The sequence below is a fragment of the Shinella sp. OV683 genome (assembly GCF_057787725.1).
The window spans coordinates 1,481,482-1,498,862 of sequence record NZ_CM173543.1 but is presented as its reverse complement, the minus strand read 5'-3'; the positions used below and the strand labels follow the sequence as shown (position 1 = coordinate 1,498,862).

Here is a 17,381-nt window from a genome sequence, read left to right as displayed (position 1 = left end):
CAATGCTCGGAACAGTTCTGCATGCGCCCGGCGACATCCGTTGTGAGGAAGTCGCGGAGCCGAAAATCCTGAAACCGACAGACGCGATCATCAAACTATCCGCATCCTGCGTTTGCGGGTCCGACCTCTGGCCGTTTCGCGGCCTTCAGCCGGTGAATGAACTTGCTCACATGGGTCACGAATACTGTGGTATCGTTGTCGAGATCGGCAGCGAGGTGAAGACCATTCGTCCCGGCCAGTTTGTCGTGGGGTCCTTCTGCATCTCGGACAATACCTGCCCTCATTGCAAGTTCGGCTTTCCGTCGTCCTGCGAGCAGCGTGAGTTCATGTCTGCCGCACAGGCCCCCTATGCAAGAGCGCCCCTGGCTGACGGTACCCTTGTGGCCACGGCTGAAATCCCCTCGGATGACCTCATCCCGAGCCTGCTGGCCACATCCGACGTTCTTGGGACCGGCTGGTATGCTGCAGATGCCGCCCGTGTTCAACCAGGCTGCACGGCCGTTGTTGTCGGCGATGGTGCGGTCGGGCTCATGGGCGTGCTTTCCGCGAAACAGATGGGTGCCGAAAGGATCATCGCCATGAGCCGTCATAAGGCTCGGCAGGAGTTGGCGCTCGAATTCGGTGCGACCGACATCATCTCCGAGCGTGGCGAAGAAGGCGTGGCAAAAATCAAGCAATTGACCGGTGGTGTCGGCGCGGAGTCCGTTCTCGAATGCGTAGGCACCCAGGAATCCATGATGCAGGCGATCAACTGCGCAAGGCCTGGTGGTTCTATAGGCTTCGTCGGCGTACCACATGGCGTGCAGCTTGACGGCCAGTTTATGTTCTTCCAGCAGAAGAGCTTGCTGGGCGGGCCCGCCCCGGTTCGCCGCTATCTCCCTTACCTGATGGAACTGGTGCTGAAACGGGAAATCAACCCCGGCAAGGTCTTCGACCTCGAAGTGCCGCTCGCCGATGTCGCTGAAGGCTACCGCGCCATGGACGAGCGCCGCGCGATCAAAACGCTGCTGCGAATGTAAGGCATCCCCAGGTCCACGGCCGAGACCGTGGTCCTCGATCAAGGAGACAATCATGGAAATCAAACGCGCTGGTAGCCAGCCTTCCGGTAAAGGGCCCTCGGACTGGTTCACCGGAACGGTGCGGATCGACCCGCTCTTTCCGGTGCGCGACCCAGCGAAGGCGGCTGGAAACGCCGTCACCTTTGAGCCCGGCGCACGGACCGCCTGGCACACCCATCCTCTGGGTCAGGTCTTGGTCGTCACCGCTGGATTTGGGCGTGCGCAACGAGACGGCGGACCGGTCGAAGAAATACTCCCTGGTGATGTTGTCTGGTTTGAACCCGGCGAGAAGCATTGGCATGGTGCCGGTCCGACGACTGCAATGACGCACATCGCCATCCAGGAGTCACTCGATGGCAAGGCCGTGGAGTGGTTGGAGAAGGTAAGTGACGAGGACTATTCGGGGTGAGCAATGCGATGGCGGCGGCACAATGTGCCGTCTGCCGAACTAGAACTGATCGCCAATGGTAGTGTGGCCGTGAGCGCAAGCCCTTTGAAGGCAAATTCGTGAAATCATCGTTGCGCAAGACGTGTCATTTATCACGGACCATCAGATTGTGATCAATTTAAAGGGTTCGAACTGTTCGTTTTCAACCTCTCGCCCGGCAAAAGTCCGCCTGACGTAGCCCCTAGGATTGCAGACGATCCTCGTTCTGTTGATGTAGTAGTCGAACGAGCTGTGTGTGTGTCCATGCACCCACAACTCCGGCTGAAAGCGTTCTATCAAGGTTGATAAATCAGAGGTGAAGGCCGGGTTCAGTCTGTCTCCTGCATAACGTTGGTGAATCGAGCGAGGGTGCGGGCAATGATGCGACACGACCACTGTCTGTCCGGCGAAAGGCATCGCGAGTTCTCGCTCTAGCCATTCGCGGCTATACTGATGGATTGCCAGCGCATCTTCCGGCCAGAACCGGCCGCGCCGTCCTGCCGCATCGACTGTATGAATATGACGGTGGTCGTTCATGGAGAGTAGCGCGACCTGCATACTTTCGTCAGGCCGCTGATGGAGATCATAGTCGGTCCACAAGGTGGCCCCAACGAACCTGATTTCATTGATGACAACGGTTTCGTTTTCCAGCCAATGCAAACCAGGATATCGCTCGCGTACCGCATTGCCGTCTTCCATCGAGTGCTGGAGGATGTGTCCGTAGTGTTCGTGGTTTCCGGCGACGAATACCACCTGCAAACCCTGCATGACTATACGCTCGTATAACTGCCGTTCCTGGGAAAACGACTCCGACAACAGGCAAAGACTCGGACGCCGCAAGAATGAGAATTGCGGCATAGGCGAGATGTGGATGAACCGCGATAAAAGAAGTGACTGATGTGATTGCGGAGTCCAGCAATGAACGTTCCTCTTGAGGGTTTGGGGACGACCAAATGGCAGCAGTCATCCAACTGCACTACCATCGCATACATTGACATGCAACGACCGTTACATTATGCGGAATCTATGGTTGACTCTTCCTGGTTGCTTCTCACCTACAAAGTCCCGGCCGAACCCGCGACAAAGCGGGTAGCTCTCTGGCGCAAGATCAAGGCCCTGGGTGCAATCTATCTCCAGAACGGAGTTTGCCTCCTTCCCAAATCTGACGACAACATGCGCCGTCTCAAAATGATGGAAAATGACATCTCGGAGATGGGTGGGGAATCCGTCATTCTCGAAACCACTGCCCTCGATCCGGGCCAAAGCGAGAAAGTGATCGCGCGTTTCAGGGCCGACCGTAACGAACATTATCGTGAGTTCATGGGACGGTGCGACGATTTTGAAAAGGAAATCGCCAAAGAAATCTCGATTGAGAAGTTCACCTATGCCGAGCTTGAGGAAGAAGACACCGATCTCAGAAAGCTGCAGGACTGGTTGGGGAAAATTAGGAAGCTGGATTTTTACGGAGCCTCCCTTGCTGAGGAAGCGTCCGAGCGCCTGAAGACCTGCGAGGCCGTATTAGATGCCTACGCCAAACGCGTATTCGAAGCCAATGAAGAGGCCAAAGGCGGCTCCATTTAACCTCAAAACTAGAGTAGTCCCGAATGTCTGTTTATTCCATCGACGCAACCACCACTCACGCCATCAATGGCCTTGCTGGGCACAGCAGCCTTTTGGATACGATGTTAATCTGGATTTCAAATGCGGGAGTGCCGATACTAATCGCACTGGTGGCGATCCAGTGGTGGTTCAACGTAGAAAAGGCGAAGGACCGCCACGTCATCCTCTCGGCAGGGCTATCATTCCTCATTGGTCTGGGTCTGAACCAGTTCGTCCTGCTCATGGTTCATCGGGTACGTCCGTACGATGGCGGCATCACCCATCTGCTCATCGAGCGAAGCGCCGATTTCTCGTTCCCTTCAGATCACGCCACGGCAGTTTTTGCCATCGCAGCCACGTTCCTCCTCCACGGGCTATCCCGCCGTGGCTTCTGGTTGTTGGCTGCCGCAATCCTGGTCGCGATCTCGCGGGTCTACATCGGTACGCACTATGTTTCCGATATTCTCGGCGGCGCACTCACTGGAACAATCGCTGCTGCTTTTGTCGGCGTTCTCTTTCGTCGGGAAAGCCGCCTCAACCGCTTCTTCTCAAGCATCCTGTGAGGCCAAGACCATGATGACAATCGATCATGGACTGATGCGTGTCGTGAAGCGGGTGGCTTTTCTCAATCTCGGCTATTTCGGCATCGAATTCGCGGTTGCGCTGACCATTGGTTCGGTCGCCCTGTTTGCTGATAGTGTCGACTTCCTGGAGGATGCGTCAATTAACCTCCTGATCGCGCTCGGTATGAACTGGAGCATCCGCAATCGAGCCCGCCTCGGAATGGCACTTGCGGGTATACTAATGATCCCAGCACTCGCGACGCTTTGGACCGCATATCAAAAATTCGTGGCTCCGGTCACGCCCGAGCCGCTGCCGTTGACACTCACAGGCCTTGGTGCGCTCGTCGTCAATTTCGCCTGCGCAATGATGCTGGTACGTTATCGGCATCATAAGGGCAGTCTCACGAGAGCGGCCTTCCTATCGGCTCGGAATGATACGATAGCCAATATCGCCATCATCGCGGCGGGCCTGGCGACGGCATTCATCTGGCCGACAATCTGGCCTGACCTCATCGTCGGCATCGCAATTGGCATTATGAATCTGGATGCCGCTGCAGAAGTGTGGGAAGCCGCTCAAAAAGAACGAGCGGAGGCCTGACGTGCATAGCTCGCCGAGCTGCGGGTGGCGATTTGGACTAGCCAAACTTGTCTCTGCTACGAGAGAATCTGCAGTTCCGCTTCGACACTGCCGATAAGATTGCCAAAGCTATGCTGAAACTTCCATGGGATGTTCAGGCCATCCCTCTGCACTGAACGCATCGGCACGATTTCTGCCTCTTTCCTTCGCCTGATAAAGCGCTTCGTCCGCCCGCACCAATAGCTGGGAGGGCGACAGAAACGGATCGCTGCCCGCAATCGTCGATACTCCGATGCTTGCCGTAATGACTTTGTGCTCACTCCCTGTGTGGGGTATGCCAAGTTGTTCCAGCGCGGAACGGCATTGCTCGGCGAGACCCAATGCTGCGGTAAGGTTGGTCCCCGGCAGGAGAACTGCGAACTCCTCCCCACCATACCGCGCCACCACATCCGTGGGCCGACTTACTGCTGTTCGCAGGCACTCACTCACCTTCTTCAGACATTCATCGCCTGCAGGGTGGCCATAGTGGTCGTTGTATGCTTTGAACCGATCCACATCGATCATCAATAGGCTAAGCGGACCATTGCGCCGGTTGGCCCGAGAACATTCGGTGCCAATCGCCTCATCGAACACCCTGCGGTTAGAAATGCCTGTCAGCGCATCAGTCTCGGCTAGACCCTTCATCTGGTTTGCCAGTTGACGCAATGACAACTCGGCTTGCTTGGTAGCACTGATATCGGAGACAACCACGAGAGCTGAGCCATCCTGGGTCATGCGCGTGCGCAGGCTCAGCCATCGATCATCGGAAAGTGGAATTTCCGTATCGCGTGTAACGTGAAGTTCGTTCGCGGCATCCTGAAGCCAGACTTCACTCACGTCCGTGGGGAAGTCTTTGCGTTCGCCGTTCAAAGCCGCCGCACGGAGTATGTCTGTGATGTGCGCACCCGGTTGACGAGCATAGGCGGATAAAGGGAAGAGAGACCTGTACCTCTCATTGCAGAACAGCAGATATCCAAGATTATCAAACATCGCCAGGCCATCCGACATTTCTGCCATAGCTTGCGAAAGAAGATCGCGGCTTTCCACCAATTGATGTTCCAGGTGCTTCTGTTGGGTGATGTCCCTTGTGACCCCTGCCACGCCCACCATGTCCCCATGGCGGTTTCTAAGAGCTACCTTCGAAGTGGAATACCATTTCCTATTTCCCTGCTCGTCAGCCAGTTCCTCCTCGAAATCCGCAATCGGCTGACCTGAGCGCATGATCTCCTGTTCAACCTCGAACAACGTTTGAGCGCGTTCCGCCGGAGCTGTGTCAAAGTCTGTCAGACCGACCATTTCCGAGGATTTCTGCCGACCATGAAGCTTGGCGACATTCAGGTTGGCAATGACAAACTCGCTCTCCAGGTTCTTGACGTAGTGGAAATCAGGAGCCTGGGTGAGCGCCGCATAGAGAATGTCGCGCTCCTCTGTAAATCTGCGGAAATATGTAATCACACTTCCACAAACAATGATGGCGACGGTATTGAGGAGTGCCATCAGAAAAGACATCTGATAAATGGCATTTGGAGCATTTGGCCTGGCAAGTGAAATCATCAAGACGAGCAGAGTTACTGGCACAGCAAGCGCACTCGCCGCGATGCCCCATGTTCCTACTGCCCGCTTCCCAAGCGTCAGGTGAATGATCAGGCAAACGGCCGAGATCACGACAATGCCGGTCAGGCCATTTGTAACTCCCACCCCACCCATCATCGCGCGGAACACAAGTGCCATTGGCGCAGTGACGGCAATCGCAAGCGGCCCTCCAAAAATAGCTGAGACCGCTAGCAGCGAACTCCTCAAGTCGAAGTAGATGCCCTTTTCGAATTCCACGGAAAGCAGCATGGAGAGGACGACGCCCAAGCCCATTGTTGCGCCAAAACCCAGCTTCAGCAGGTTTTTCGAGAGTCGATAAAACTTGTAGTGTAAATGCATCCAAATCGCGATCAGCAAAGCCACCGACGTCAGATTGCCAATCAATACCTGCCAGACTGATGTCATCTCACCCATTGCCGCCGTATGCAAACATTCACCCGGCAATATCATTAAAACCTTGCACAAAACTTAGTGACCCGAGCAACTACTCGCAAAGCGGGCAGATCGTCGGCAACGCCAAACTAGGCTGAAGGAACGGTCCGCTTGGGCTGCCTTGCTCAAGGCAAGCCGATGGCGGCTCCGGTGTCAGCAAGACGCGCGTGCCTTGAACCAAGCAACCGAGCGAGCCCACAACACGTAGAATTCCGTGTGACCATTTGACGGAGCCCGCCTAGCTGAGTGGACCGGAAGATCGGCGTTCGGCGGGTTGATCTCCTTGAGATTACACTCCTCTTGGAGCGAACAGGATTATCGCTGACGCCACCAGAGCAAGACCCGATCCTGAGAGGTCCCAGCGATCTGGTTGGTGTCCTTCAACCGCCCAAAGCCAGATCAGAGAGGCAACAATGTAGATGCCGCCATAAGCTGCGTATGCCCTGCCTGCCGCCGCACTTGGGACAAGCGTCAGCAGATAGGCGAACGCCAGCAGTGACAAAGTACCGGGGACGAGCCAATAGATTGACTTCTCAAGCTTGAGCCATGCCCAAAATGAAAAACATCCCGCAATTTCACAAATCGCTGCTGCAGCAAAAATCAGGCCGGTGGAAAGGATTATTGGCATATAAAACTCGCATTCAGAGTCTGTATCACGGACTCGAAGGTCTCCCATACAATTTGCAGGAAGGCCACCCAGGATAAGAAATTGCCGGTAGCCGCTTCGGCTATATTTTCGTTGTCACGCTGACGATCCACGGTGGCATGACACTAGCCAGCGCGGTCTGGATCGAGCGATCAAGGCCAGTCAGGGTCATGGCTCCGGCCAGGATAAGCAAGACGCCTAGCACCACCTTCAGGTTCGACGCGGCACCGGTCATTCGCCCCCGCCATTTCGCAAGCGCTTCGCGAGAAACCATCCCGAGCGCCAGAAGTGGCAATGCTGTCCCAACGCCGAACATCAGCATGGTAAAGGCAACCGTTTCAAGGTTTTCGCCTCTCGCCGCCATGACAGATGCCGCGCCCAAGGTTGGCCCGATACAAGGCGTCCAGACTGCCCCTAGAAGAAGCCCGACCCCGAATTGACCACCTATGCCAGAAGGCGAGAAGCCTACAAAGCGGTTTTGCGTCCAGTTGCTCACCGGTCCCGCGACGGTGGCAAATCCCACCTGAAAGCGCGGAACCATTAGCACGGCCCCGACGACGACCAAAAGGATCGCCGAGACCGTCCGAAATACCGTCATGTCGATGCCGATTGAAAATCCGGCCGTCGCAACGAAAAGGCCGATGGCAGTGAACGACAAAGCAACACCAGCCGCTAATCCGACTGGCGCGAACCGATGTTCTGCAACTGCGCTCGCCAGGACGACAGGAACGAGGGGCAGCACACAGGGCGACAAGATCGAAAGGACTCCTGCGACCAAAGCGAGGATCATCATCGGTCAAAGTGCCTTGCGCAGAAAGGCTTCGATTACAGCTGGATCGGTTTCGCCCACTTGCCGGTCTATCTCCGTGCCATTTTTGAAAATGATCATAGTGCTCTGCGTTTGCACACGATAGCGCCGCAGGATTTCCTTCTGGCTGTCGAAATCCACGTCAAATTTCTTCATTCTCGCGAAGTCGGGTGACTCAAGTAGCTTGGCGACGATGGGCTTTTGGGCCTGGCAGACTTCACACCATGGTGCTGTGACATGAATAAGGACCGGGTTGCCCGCTTCGGCCGCCTCGTCAAATCCGGGAATAGTCTCGTCACCGTTTTGAGCTGCAAGCGGCGTGGCGATGCCGAGAGCGATGCCGGTGGCACATAGAAGGAAGTTGCGGCGGTTCATTGAGCAGGCTCCAGATTGTTGGTTTTGTTGAGTATGAAATGGTTGAAGAGTTCATCCGCAGCCTCGGCCGCTCTCTCGGGCGCAATGATCGTGAGATGAACCCCGTTACGGTCATGCGCGAGGTTGAACGTCAGAAAGGCGCAGCACGTCTGTTCCTCGCGGACGAGGTCCCGCACATCTGAGAGCGCATCAGCAGAATAGGTAAGATCGAGCCTTAAACCGTCTCGTCGAGCCGAGAGAAGCTGATTGGCAGATAGGTCCTCGATAAGCCGGGTTCGGGCCTTGAAATCATTGGCGTCCAATGTACACGCAATCGGTGCCTCCCCTTTTTGACCCGACCTGCATTTCTCACCACATCCGCACGCGTCTGCTGGCTCCACGAGATTTCTGATACTTTGTGTTGGTGAAGACTTGCGGCGGACATAGAAGACGAGGCCAGTGGCCGGGATGGTCAGCAGCAACGCCGCAGCGCCCCAATAGGGGATGGCCTGCGCCTCCGATAAGCGCAGGGATTGCAGGGAACGCACAGCATGCGACACAGGCCACCGCCGCCGCCCCGGCGAATTTCGTCGTCTTTTGCATACTTTCGACCTTTCGAATTTGTGATTGGTCGAAGCCTACTCCTTCAAGTAACTTTAAGGGCAAGGAGCAAAATCAGTCATGACCCTTCACATTCGCGTGTACACAATTGGAAACCTGGCAAAAGCAGCTCGCGTCAGCGCCCCGACGATCCGCTACTACGAGGATATTGGTCTACTTCCCAAGGCACGCCGGTCCGAGGCGGGCCAGCGCCATTATGAGGAAAGTGATCTCTCTCGACTGACCTTCATCAAGCAATGTCGTGATTTCGGCTTCACCATCGAACAAGTCCGGGTGCTTCTCGATCTCTCGATCAGTGGGGATCGCGATTGCTCAGAAACCCGAGATATAGCCCAGGTGCACCTTGATGAGGTTCGTCAAAAGCTGATTGAACTGAAGCAATTGGAGACGAGATTGCAGGGGTTCGTAGATCAGTGCAACGAAGCCTGTGCTGGCGGCCCAGGTGACAAGTGCGTCATCATCAAGGAAATGGCAACACCCGTCAGCTCCTGTTGCGGAAAGAGATGATAAGTCGCCGTCGCGCCACATCATAATCTTTGAATCTGTCTTGAATTATCCCCTCCAGGGGGATAGGAAAAAGCATGACAGACCATATCCATGAATCTCACCCCGAAATCGTCAAGCGCCTGAAGCGTGCCGAGGGGCACCTCAAAAGCGTTATCGCCATGATCGAGGGTCATCGACCTTGCCTCGACATTGCTCAGCAGCTCCACGCCGTAGAAAAGGCAATCACGCAGGCCAAACGAACCCTGATCCAGGATCACCTCGATCATTGCCTCGAAGACGCGGTGGGAACAGTCGGTCGTGACCAACGCCAAATCGTCGACGAATTCAAAAACATCGCCAAATATCTATGAGCACCGTCATGTGGAATAAGCTTGTTGGTTTCCACGCAGAACTGAGCCGGTTAGGCGCATAATTTCCATTGAGAATTGAGCCATGTGAACCTTCCCCCCAACGCGGTCAGCGACGGGGGCAACGGAGTGATCCACATGGGACTTTTAAATATTATCCGGCGGATGGCGCTGCGCGAGAAGCAGTCGATCCGCGAGATCAGCCGGCGTACTGGGCTGTCACGCAACACGATCGCGAAGTATCTGAGCGCAGGCACCATCGAGCCGACGTTCACGGTACCGGAACGACCGAGCAAGCTTGATCCCTTTTCCGACAAACTGGCTGGCTGGCTGAAGACCGAGGCCGGGAGGTCGCGCAAGCAGCGCCGAACGCTGAAGCAGCTTCATGCCGATCTGGTGGCTCTTGGCTTTACCGGCTCCTATGGCCGGGTTGCCGCTTTCGCCCGTGATTGGCGGGCTGAGCAGCAGACGACGGGCCGCGGCATATTCGTTCCGCTATCTTTCCGCCCAGGCGAAGCATTCCAATTCGATTGGAGTGAAGATTATGCCGTGATAGGCGGCGAGCGCACGAAGCTTCAGGTTGCACATATCAAGCTATCGCACAGTCGGGCCTTTCTGGTCAGGGCCTACCTACTGCAAACGCATGAGATGCTCTTTGACGCCCACAGGCACGGCTTCCGTGTGTTTGGCGGCGTACCTGGTCGCGGCATCTACGATAACATGAAGACAGCGGTCGATCGGGTGGGTCGCGGCAAGGAGCGACAGGTCAACATCCGCTTCCTCGCTATGACGAACCACTACGTCTTTGCACCTGAGTTCTGCAATCCGGCGGCAGGCTGGGAGAAGGGTCAGGTCGAGAAGAACGTCCAGGATGCTCGTCCACGACTGTGGCAACAGATGCCTGACTTCCCGGACTTGGCGGCATTGAATGCCTGGCTGGAACAGCATTGCCAGGACCTGTGGCGGGACACGGCGCATGGCACCTTGTCCGGTTCGATCGCAGATGTTTGGGCTGATGAGCGGGCAGCATTGATGGCATTGCCTATCGCGTTTGACGGCTTCGTCGAGCAGAGCAAGCGCGTCTCGCCGACATGCCTGATTACCTTTGAGCGGAACCGCTACAGCGTGCCTGCGTCTTTTGCCAACCGGCCCGTCAGCCTGCGGATTTATCCCGAGCGACTGGTCGTTGCGGCGGAGGGCAATATCCTATGCGAGCATGAGCGGGTCATTGAGCGCAGCCACGACAAACCGCCGCGAACGATTTACGATTGGCGACATTACCTTGCCGTCATCCAGCGCAAACCCGGTGCCTTGCGCAATGGTGCACCCTTCCTGGAATTGCCGTTGCCCTTTCGGCAACTGCAGGACCAGATGCTTCGCCGCCCCGGCGGTGATCGCGAGATGGCCGATATCCTTGCCCTTGTCCTTCATCACGACGAACACGTCGTACTCAGGGCTGTGGAACTCGCCCTGGATGCAGGAGTAGCGACCAAGACGCATGTGCTGAATCTGCTGCATCGGCTGATCGACGGCAAGACGGCTGACGGTCCCGACATCGATACGCCACAGGCGCTGACCTTGCTGCGTGAACCCAAGGCCAACGTCGAACGCTACGATGGCCTACGCGCCCGGATCGCAGGAGGTCGCCATGCGTCATGATCCCGCAAGTGCTGCCGTCGTCATCATGCTACGGAGCCTCAAGATGTATGGCATGGCCCAGGCCGTCACAGACCTTATCGAGCAAGCGGCTCCCGCCTTTGATGCGACCGTGCCCATCCTGTCCCAGTTGCTGAAGGCTGAATTGGCCGAGCGCGAGGTTCGCTCGATCGCCTATCACATGAAGGCTGCCCGCTTCCCGGCTTATAAAGACCTCTCCGGCTTCGACTTCGCCGCCAGCGAGATCAACGAGGCCACTGTGCGCCAACTACACCGATGCGAGTTCATGGATGGGGCGCAGAACGTTGTCCTTATCGGTGGCCCTGGCACTGGTAAAACGCATGTCGCGACCGCTCTTGGAATCCACGCCATCGAGCATCATCGCCGCAAGGTCCGCTTCTTCTCGACCATCGAACTGGTCAATGCTCTCGAGCAGGAGAAGGCCAAGGGCAAGGCAGGTCAGATCGCTGAGGCCCTGGTACGGCTCGACTTGTTGATCCTGGACGAGTTGGGGTATCTGCCGTTCAGCGCGTCCGGCGGTGCATTACTCTTTCACCTGCTGAGCAAGCTTTACGAACGCACCAGTGTCATCATCACCACCAATCTCAGCTTCAGTGAATGGGCCACCGTATTCGGTGACGCCAAGATGACAACCGCTCTACTCGACCGCCTGACCCATCGTTGTCATATCCTGGAAACCGGCAACGACAGCTTCAGATTCAAAGCCAGCTCGGCGGCGGCAGCCCAGAAGAGAGGAGAAAAAGCCAACCCCTTGACCAAACCCTGATCAGAAAATCATACTTAGAGGTGGCTCACTTCTCGGTGGAAAAACCGGCTCAGTTCCGCGCGGAAACCAACACGTCCTGGCTGATACTGTCAGGTGTCTTCTTGAAATCGACTTGGTCGCCTTCGCCTGCCGCCAGAAGGGAGCGCGTTAGCGGACTTAGAACCTTCAGGCGTTTATTGGATGACATGATTGGCCCTGTATCTCCATATATTGCGATATCCCAACGATCTGCTGGCCGCCCAAACACGAGCATGATCAAAGCATAGCGCTACGCGGCTTTTCGCTCAATCTCGTCAGCGATATTACGAAGCATTGCCGCCGCTGCCAGTTTATTCGTACCCAAAAGGCGATCAACCTCAGCAAGGTCGCGATTCTGCTTCACCTGTTCGAACAGTTCGCGATTTAGAACGGTTATATTCTTCACTCCCTCCCCCTGTTCGCGGCGTTTAACCTGGCCGTCTGACAAGACCCGACGAATTTGAATTTCATTGAGATACGGGCGCAGTGACATCACGTGCGAATGTCCCATACGGTTTCGGGCAACAATGAGGATTGTCTCACCCCAATCTGTTGTTAGATCAAGGGATTGTCCGCTCTCAGCGAAGTCATCAAGTACGCTTTCTATCATCTCGGTGATGAATCTGGCACGAAGACGATGGATGTTTGCGTTCACGATCTTTGCTTTTTCGAAGAATCCGGCGCAAATTCGTGTGACGCTATCTGTGGTGAGAACACCACCCTTCTCCGACAAAAACAAAAAGTCGTTATCCTTGCGTGGATACTTTGCGACTATGTCGGCCCGATACTTGTCAGCCCAGATATAATGCAGGGTCGCAAGAACGACCTCAAGTGGAACGATTAGCGAATTCTTCCCGCGATTCTTACGGTTGACCGTTATAGAAATCTGTTCGTCTCCGCGATCTAGGAGTTCGCCAATACCTTCTTCATCCGGTAGGTCGGTTACGCGAACTTGAAGCAGTTCGTTGACCCGACCGCCTGTGCGCAACGCCCAAGAAACCAGCAAGCCGTTTCGGACTGCATTTCTCTTGTGGGATGCCACTTCGAGAATGAGCCGCTCTACTTCGGCAGCCGTGGGAGTATGTCGGGACCCGAACGAACTGGTGCCGCCTGATTCAATGAGTGTCGAAACCCAGGTAGTGTATGTCTGCCCATGCCGTTTGACCAATATCTCTTGGCTTGAAATTGGAAAAACGTACTCTTCCGGTAGTAACACATATTCGGCCTTCGACCGCATTTGGACATGGTTTGTAAGCAGCCCCTGCTCCTCCGCCCACTCAAAAAAGCTGTACACGGTCGATATGCAATCGTTCCTCCTCGTGACCGAAAGCCCTGCCGCCTCCATGGAATGCCGCCACGCCAGAAGCACATCGTCCGTAACATCCAAGTAGCTCATTTTGTGGTTACGCTGAAAGCGGCGAAATATTCGCAATTTCTTCGCCGTTTCATGAACACTGGAATATGCCAACTTACGCCTGATCAGAAGGTAGCGGAGATAGCGGCTGACCCATTCGTCGATGCGGTCACCATCGTAGAGTGTCGGAACCGTAAAAACCTTGCCCACTGAGTCCAACTGGACAGGCAAGATGAGGTCGCTCAGGTGCTGTTTTCTAAACGATACCACAGTCTCCGAAAATGCGGTCGCCTGTTCTTCAGTAGTGACGTCAGGTGGCCGAGCCTCGGTTGGAGCGTGGTTGCGTTCCCATTGGCCCAATACTTTCCGCAGTCTCGGGCTCTCTGAAAGAGTTCCCTTTGAGCACATGATCTTTTCGGCCACCCATTGCCGTGAGACGCGACCACGTCTGGACGGGATTTCTGATGGCTCGCATTCGGCCAACAACGTTGTAAGTCGTTCGACAAGAAGGTGGCTACGCAGGATTGTGGAAATTGCGTTTGAAGGCACCATCAATTTACTATCCTCAGCCCGCCACCATGATTTGCAAGTTCCCGCTTCAATCTGGCGTTTTCATCTTGCAGCTGATCAAGCCTACGCAACAGGCCGCGATAGCGCTCTTGCTCAGCGCCTAGATCACGACGCGCCTTTTGCAGGGCTTCGTCCGTTTCGCCATATTGCTTACTGACGCCTTCCAACCTGGTTTTGTACTCCAGCATCAAGGTTTCCATGCGTAGCGTCTTGGCTTTCGCCGTCGCGTGTTGACGCGGCTTTTTCTCTTTTTGGGGCTGCAGCTTCTTGATGACCTTGCCAAGAGCGGTGACGGCTGAACCATACACCGAATGCCTGGTATTAAAGTCCCGCTTCGAACCAATTCCGGTGTTAATGCCGTGTTCTGGGCAGGTCCAGGTTCGGGCTGCGGTCAACGATTTGGGAAACGCGATACCATGCGGCACGCCTTTCGTTGCCCATGTGGAAAACAGGACGTTCAAAGCGGCCAAACAACGCATCGAAGATCGTTGTCACCCGACGCAGGCTGTTGACACTACTCGCCTGTTCCAGCATCGAAGTCGCAAAGATTAGGTAATCGTCGACGTGTGGCTTTGATCGAGCACCAGTCTGACCGCTGGTAACTTCGGCAACAGACGGCAGGTGGGTGCGGCGACCCCGCCCTGGTGGCTTGAGCTGGCAATCAAGAGGAGGCAGGACGCCATCGTTTGCTAGATTTCGGAGCACCGAATTGGTCGCTGAGATAACAGACTTCAAAGTGCCGGGGTTCTCGTAGGTCGCCGCGAGGGCGTCGCTGAAATCAAGCGTAGCTAGCGCCCACTCCCTTGCCAAGAAACGGACTGGGACCTGTGCGTGGACGGCATCTCTTATAGCCTGAGCAGATGACGATGCGTTGCTTGACAAATAATCGATCAAACAAAAGATAATCTTATAGTATATCTTAACATTTCTTCCAGCTTTACCATAATGACGCTCAAAGCTTTCTTTTATGCGTATGGAAAATTTATTCGGCCAGCCGAATTTTACTAAAAATTCGAACCGATATATTCGAGGCTCCACAATGCATATCAACGGATCACTTTTGATCTGCTCATGGTAATCTTGCTCGGCGCGAGTTATGACATCCTTAAACGGAGCACGATTGCATGCAGCGGGCGTTATTCCAACTTGATTTTGCAGCGCTTCTCGACTCAGCGACAAACCCTTGACAGGTGGATCATTGGCGAGAAAGTCTTTGAGCGCCTGAAGCTTGGTCATTACTTCGCGCGGGTGATATTCCAAGTCTTTGATGCGCTTGTCATAACGTTCGAAAAGCTCAGCAAGCTTCGGGTAGTTGCCGACCCAGATTGCGCCGTTGTACCCAAATTGGGTGAAGAACTGTTTTCGGCTGAACTTGCCATCCGACATCGAAAGGGTTCCGTCTTCAATGCCTTGATCTAGCCATCTCTCCATCTCAGGAATTTTGTAGTAGTGCGTGGACTCCGCTTTGCCGAGAGCATCTTCGTAGTCTTTAAGTATACCTCGGTAATCCGCAAATCCACGCTCACCGACGCCAACTACTCCGCATATGTGCAGTCGATGTATCTTGCCGCCACGAGTTCTAACGATGTCTTCTTCAAATACCTGGCGGTTAAGTTCCTTCACTATTCCGAAAGCAAAACGTCCAACGAGATAGAACTGGTGCTTTCGCAACGTCGGATAAAGGGAAACCACATGTCTGGACGCCTCATCTAACTCGGTTTCGCTCTTTCCGTAGTCGACTCCGAACGCGCGTTCGGGTATTTCCGATACGGGTTCCACAAGTGGTAAGAGAGTATTGTACGCTTCCAATAACGGCGCTCGACGTAGGATTGACTTGCGGGACGCTCCGACTGCGCTTTCGAAATAGTGTTGATTGATAAGAGTGGAGCCCCTCTCCCTCGGAACCCTTCCCTGGAGAAAGCAGGTGTTCAGCATCGCTACCAGGCGAGCATCTAAAGAACCAATTGCACAGTCTTGAAAGGGAAGCAGTGATGGGAAGCGTTCCATCAATCGTGCAACATCGGCGTCCGTCGATGATGGAATTGAGCGGGTGTTGCGGTGGGCTGGTTCGTGTACGCTTGGCGGTTCAATCCCGGGAACTGATTGCAGAACATATCGCTTAGTTTTGCTAGGCGCATTATGCGCCGTGTCCGGGCACTGGTCCATGTCACCATTTACGTCGTGCGTACAGCCTATCCCTATTATGTCTAGGTCTGGAGATAGCATTTCGTCAGGTGTCAGACGATTGTCCGCCTCGTCGCTAGGCATGTGTTCTCCCTCTCTGTTCCTCAACGAAAGGAAACATAGATTCCAAGGGTTTAATTTCTTTTGATTTCCGTCGACACGATGAGGCGAACGGCCAGCTTACGCGCCAGCCGTCTCGTCGGTCGAACGCGCGAAGGTAGTCAGTCCCTAGTTACCTACACGGCAACTGGTGCTTCAATGGCGGAATGGGGATCGTATCCCACAACGTCGAAGTCCTCGATCCGGTAGTCGTCAATTGACGGAGGACGCCGCAGCAGCCGCAGTTTGGGAAATGGTCGCGGCTCTCGTGCAAGGAGGGTTTTGGCCATTTCAAAATGATTAAGATACAGGTGGACGTCGCCGCCCGTCCAGATCAGTTCACCAGGTGTCATGTCGACCTGCTGCGCGACCATGTGCAGCAATGCCGCTTGCTGGCATACGTTGAAGGGGTTTCCTAACCCAAGATCGCAGGAACGCTGGCCAACGAGAAGAGAGAGCTTACCGCGCGATCCGCTGCCGTCTTCGGAGAGTTCGCTAACATGGAACTGATATGTCATGTGACAAGGATGCAATGCCATCTGATCGAGTTCGCCAACATTCCATGCGTGGAACAGCATCCTCCGGCTGGAAGGATTCGTCTTCAGCATGTGAATGATCCCCGCGACCTGATCATGCTCCTCCCCGCGAGAGTCAACCCAACGTCGCCACTGTTTTCCGTACACAGGCCCGAGGTCACCCCATTCGCGTGCGAACTTATCGTCTTCGAGAATTCTAGCTTCGAAATCCTCTTGCGAAATCGCTTCGCCGGTTTTCTTCCGGTATTTGTCCAGAGGCCAGTCCGTCCAAATACGAACGTTTTCACGAAGGAGAGATTGGATATTGGTTTGGCCGGTCAGGAACCACAACATTTCCTTAACAGCTGTTTTCCAAAAGACCCGCTTTGTCGTGTAAACTGGGAAAGTTCCGGCTGACAGGTCGAACCTCATCATCGCCCCGAACTTCGACAGCGTTCCAACGCCGGTCCGGTCGATCCGCCGATCACCGGTTTCAAGGACATTCTGGATCAAATCGAGATACTGATATTCGGGGTGTCGAGGCATCATAAAAATCCGTGTGGAACCTAGTGCTATGGTGCACATCTCATATCGAGGCTGCAATAGGTACCAGCTCTTACGCGGCCA

At 54.9% G+C, this 17,381-nt stretch carries 19 protein-coding genes; 9 read left to right on the top strand and 10 right to left on the bottom strand.

Annotated elements, in window-relative coordinates; translation table 11 throughout:
• The first annotated feature begins 2 nt into the window (after window positions 1-2).
• Window positions 3-1,019 (top strand): zinc-dependent alcohol dehydrogenase family protein, encoded by a 1,017-nt coding sequence (locus ACXHRN_RS07150; RefSeq protein WP_488640634.1) that lies wholly within the window; start codon window positions 3-5, stop codon window positions 1,017-1,019.
• 52 nt (window positions 1,020-1,071) lie between these two features.
• Entirely contained in the window at window positions 1,072-1,467 is a 396-nt protein-coding gene (locus ACXHRN_RS07145) for a (R)-mandelonitrile lyase (protein WP_488640633.1), read from the top strand.
• Window positions 1,468-1,608: 141 nt separating this feature from the next.
• On the opposite strand, the gene ACXHRN_RS07140 is transcribed toward ACXHRN_RS07145, so the two are convergent.
• Window positions 1,609-2,253, bottom strand: coding sequence for a metallophosphoesterase (locus ACXHRN_RS07140; RefSeq protein ID WP_488640632.1), 645 nt, complete (start codon window positions 2,251-2,253; stop codon window positions 1,609-1,611).
• 150 nt (window positions 2,254-2,403) lie between these two features.
• Between ACXHRN_RS07140 and ACXHRN_RS07135 the strand changes: the two genes are divergently transcribed.
• From ACXHRN_RS07135 to ACXHRN_RS07125, 3 genes are read left to right on the top strand one after another with little or no spacing between them, the layout of a single operon-like run.
• Entirely contained in the window at window positions 2,404-3,066 is a 663-nt protein-coding gene (locus tag ACXHRN_RS07135; RefSeq protein ID WP_488640631.1) for a Chromate resistance protein ChrB, read from the top strand.
• 23 nt (window positions 3,067-3,089) lie between these two features.
• The gene (locus ACXHRN_RS07130) at window positions 3,090-3,647 is read left to right on the top strand and encodes a phosphatase PAP2 family protein (protein WP_488640630.1); all 558 of its coding nucleotides are present in this window, start codon (window positions 3,090-3,092) and stop codon (window positions 3,645-3,647) included.
• A 10-nt stretch (window positions 3,648-3,657) separates the two neighbouring features.
• The gene (locus ACXHRN_RS07125) at window positions 3,658-4,245 is read left to right on the top strand and encodes a cation efflux transmembrane domain-containing protein (protein WP_488640629.1); all 588 of its coding nucleotides are present in this window, start codon (window positions 3,658-3,660) and stop codon (window positions 4,243-4,245) included.
• 108 nt (window positions 4,246-4,353) lie between these two features.
• Here ACXHRN_RS07125 and ACXHRN_RS07120 read toward each other — a convergent pair whose 3' ends face one another.
• From ACXHRN_RS07120 to ACXHRN_RS07100, 5 genes are all read right to left on the bottom strand, one after another.
• Window positions 4,354-6,270: a diguanylate cyclase gene (locus ACXHRN_RS07120; RefSeq protein WP_488640628.1), complete on the bottom strand. Its 1,917-nt coding sequence runs from the start codon at window positions 6,268-6,270 to the stop codon at window positions 4,354-4,356.
• A gap of 307 nt (window positions 6,271-6,577) precedes the next feature.
• Window positions 6,578-6,916, bottom strand: a complete 339-nt coding sequence (locus ACXHRN_RS07115; RefSeq protein ID WP_488640627.1) for a YnfA family protein — start codon at window positions 6,914-6,916, stop codon at window positions 6,578-6,580.
• 100 nt (window positions 6,917-7,016) lie between these two features.
• Entirely contained in the window at window positions 7,017-7,724 is a 708-nt protein-coding gene (locus tag ACXHRN_RS07110) for a cytochrome c biogenesis CcdA family protein (RefSeq protein WP_488641852.1), read from the bottom strand.
• 6 nt (window positions 7,725-7,730) lie between these two features.
• Window positions 7,731-8,117 (bottom strand): thioredoxin family protein, encoded by a 387-nt coding sequence (locus tag ACXHRN_RS07105; protein ID WP_488640626.1) that lies wholly within the window; start codon window positions 8,115-8,117, stop codon window positions 7,731-7,733.
• Window positions 8,114-8,656 (bottom strand): hypothetical protein, encoded by a 543-nt coding sequence (locus ACXHRN_RS07100; RefSeq protein ID WP_488640625.1) that lies wholly within the window; start codon window positions 8,654-8,656, stop codon window positions 8,114-8,116. The genes ACXHRN_RS07105 and ACXHRN_RS07100 overlap by 4 nt, the downstream gene beginning before the upstream one ends.
• A gap of 121 nt (window positions 8,657-8,777) precedes the next feature.
• On the opposite strand from ACXHRN_RS07100, the gene ACXHRN_RS07095 reads away from it, so the two are divergent.
• The 4 genes from ACXHRN_RS07095 to istB all read left to right on the top strand — a co-directional run bounded on the left by ACXHRN_RS07095 (window position 8,778) and on the right by istB (window position 12,014).
• On the top strand, window positions 8,778-9,224 hold the full coding sequence (locus ACXHRN_RS07095; protein ID WP_488640624.1) for a MerR family transcriptional regulator: 447 nt from the start codon (window positions 8,778-8,780) through the stop codon (window positions 9,222-9,224).
• Window positions 9,225-9,298: 74 nt separating this feature from the next.
• Window positions 9,299-9,574: a metal-sensing transcriptional repressor gene (locus tag ACXHRN_RS07090; RefSeq protein WP_488640623.1), complete on the top strand. Its 276-nt coding sequence runs from the start codon at window positions 9,299-9,301 to the stop codon at window positions 9,572-9,574.
• Between the two features lie 135 nt (window positions 9,575-9,709).
• Entirely contained in the window at window positions 9,710-11,230 is a 1,521-nt protein-coding gene (gene istA / locus ACXHRN_RS07085; protein WP_488638460.1) for an IS21 family transposase, read from the top strand.
• A complete protein-coding gene (gene istB / locus ACXHRN_RS07080) occupies window positions 11,220-12,014 on the top strand; it encodes an IS21-like element helper ATPase IstB (protein WP_488638461.1) in 795 nt (264 codons plus the stop codon). Before istA ends, istB begins: the two co-directional genes overlap by 11 nt.
• A gap of 268 nt (window positions 12,015-12,282) precedes the next feature.
• Here istB and ACXHRN_RS07075 read toward each other — a convergent pair whose 3' ends face one another.
• The 4 genes from ACXHRN_RS07075 to thyA all read right to left on the bottom strand — a co-directional run bounded on the left by ACXHRN_RS07075 (window position 12,283) and on the right by thyA (window position 17,300).
• Entirely contained in the window at window positions 12,283-13,938 is a 1,656-nt protein-coding gene (locus tag ACXHRN_RS07075; RefSeq protein ID WP_488640622.1) for a tyrosine-type recombinase/integrase, read from the bottom strand.
• Window positions 13,938-14,264 (bottom strand): hypothetical protein, encoded by a 327-nt coding sequence (locus ACXHRN_RS07070; protein ID WP_488640621.1) that lies wholly within the window; start codon window positions 14,262-14,264, stop codon window positions 13,938-13,940. Before ACXHRN_RS07070 ends, ACXHRN_RS07075 begins: the two co-directional genes overlap by 1 nt.
• Window positions 14,265-14,307: 43 nt before the next feature.
• Window positions 14,308-16,224 carry a hypothetical protein gene (locus tag ACXHRN_RS07065; protein WP_488640620.1) on the bottom strand — a complete coding sequence of 639 codons (1,917 nt, stop codon included), beginning with the start codon at window positions 16,222-16,224 and terminating at the stop codon, window positions 14,308-14,310.
• Between the two features lie 152 nt (window positions 16,225-16,376).
• Window positions 16,377-17,300, bottom strand: a complete 924-nt coding sequence (gene thyA / locus ACXHRN_RS07060) for a thymidylate synthase (RefSeq protein WP_488641851.1) — start codon at window positions 17,298-17,300, stop codon at window positions 16,377-16,379.
• Between the last annotated feature and the right edge of the window lie 81 nt (window positions 17,301-17,381).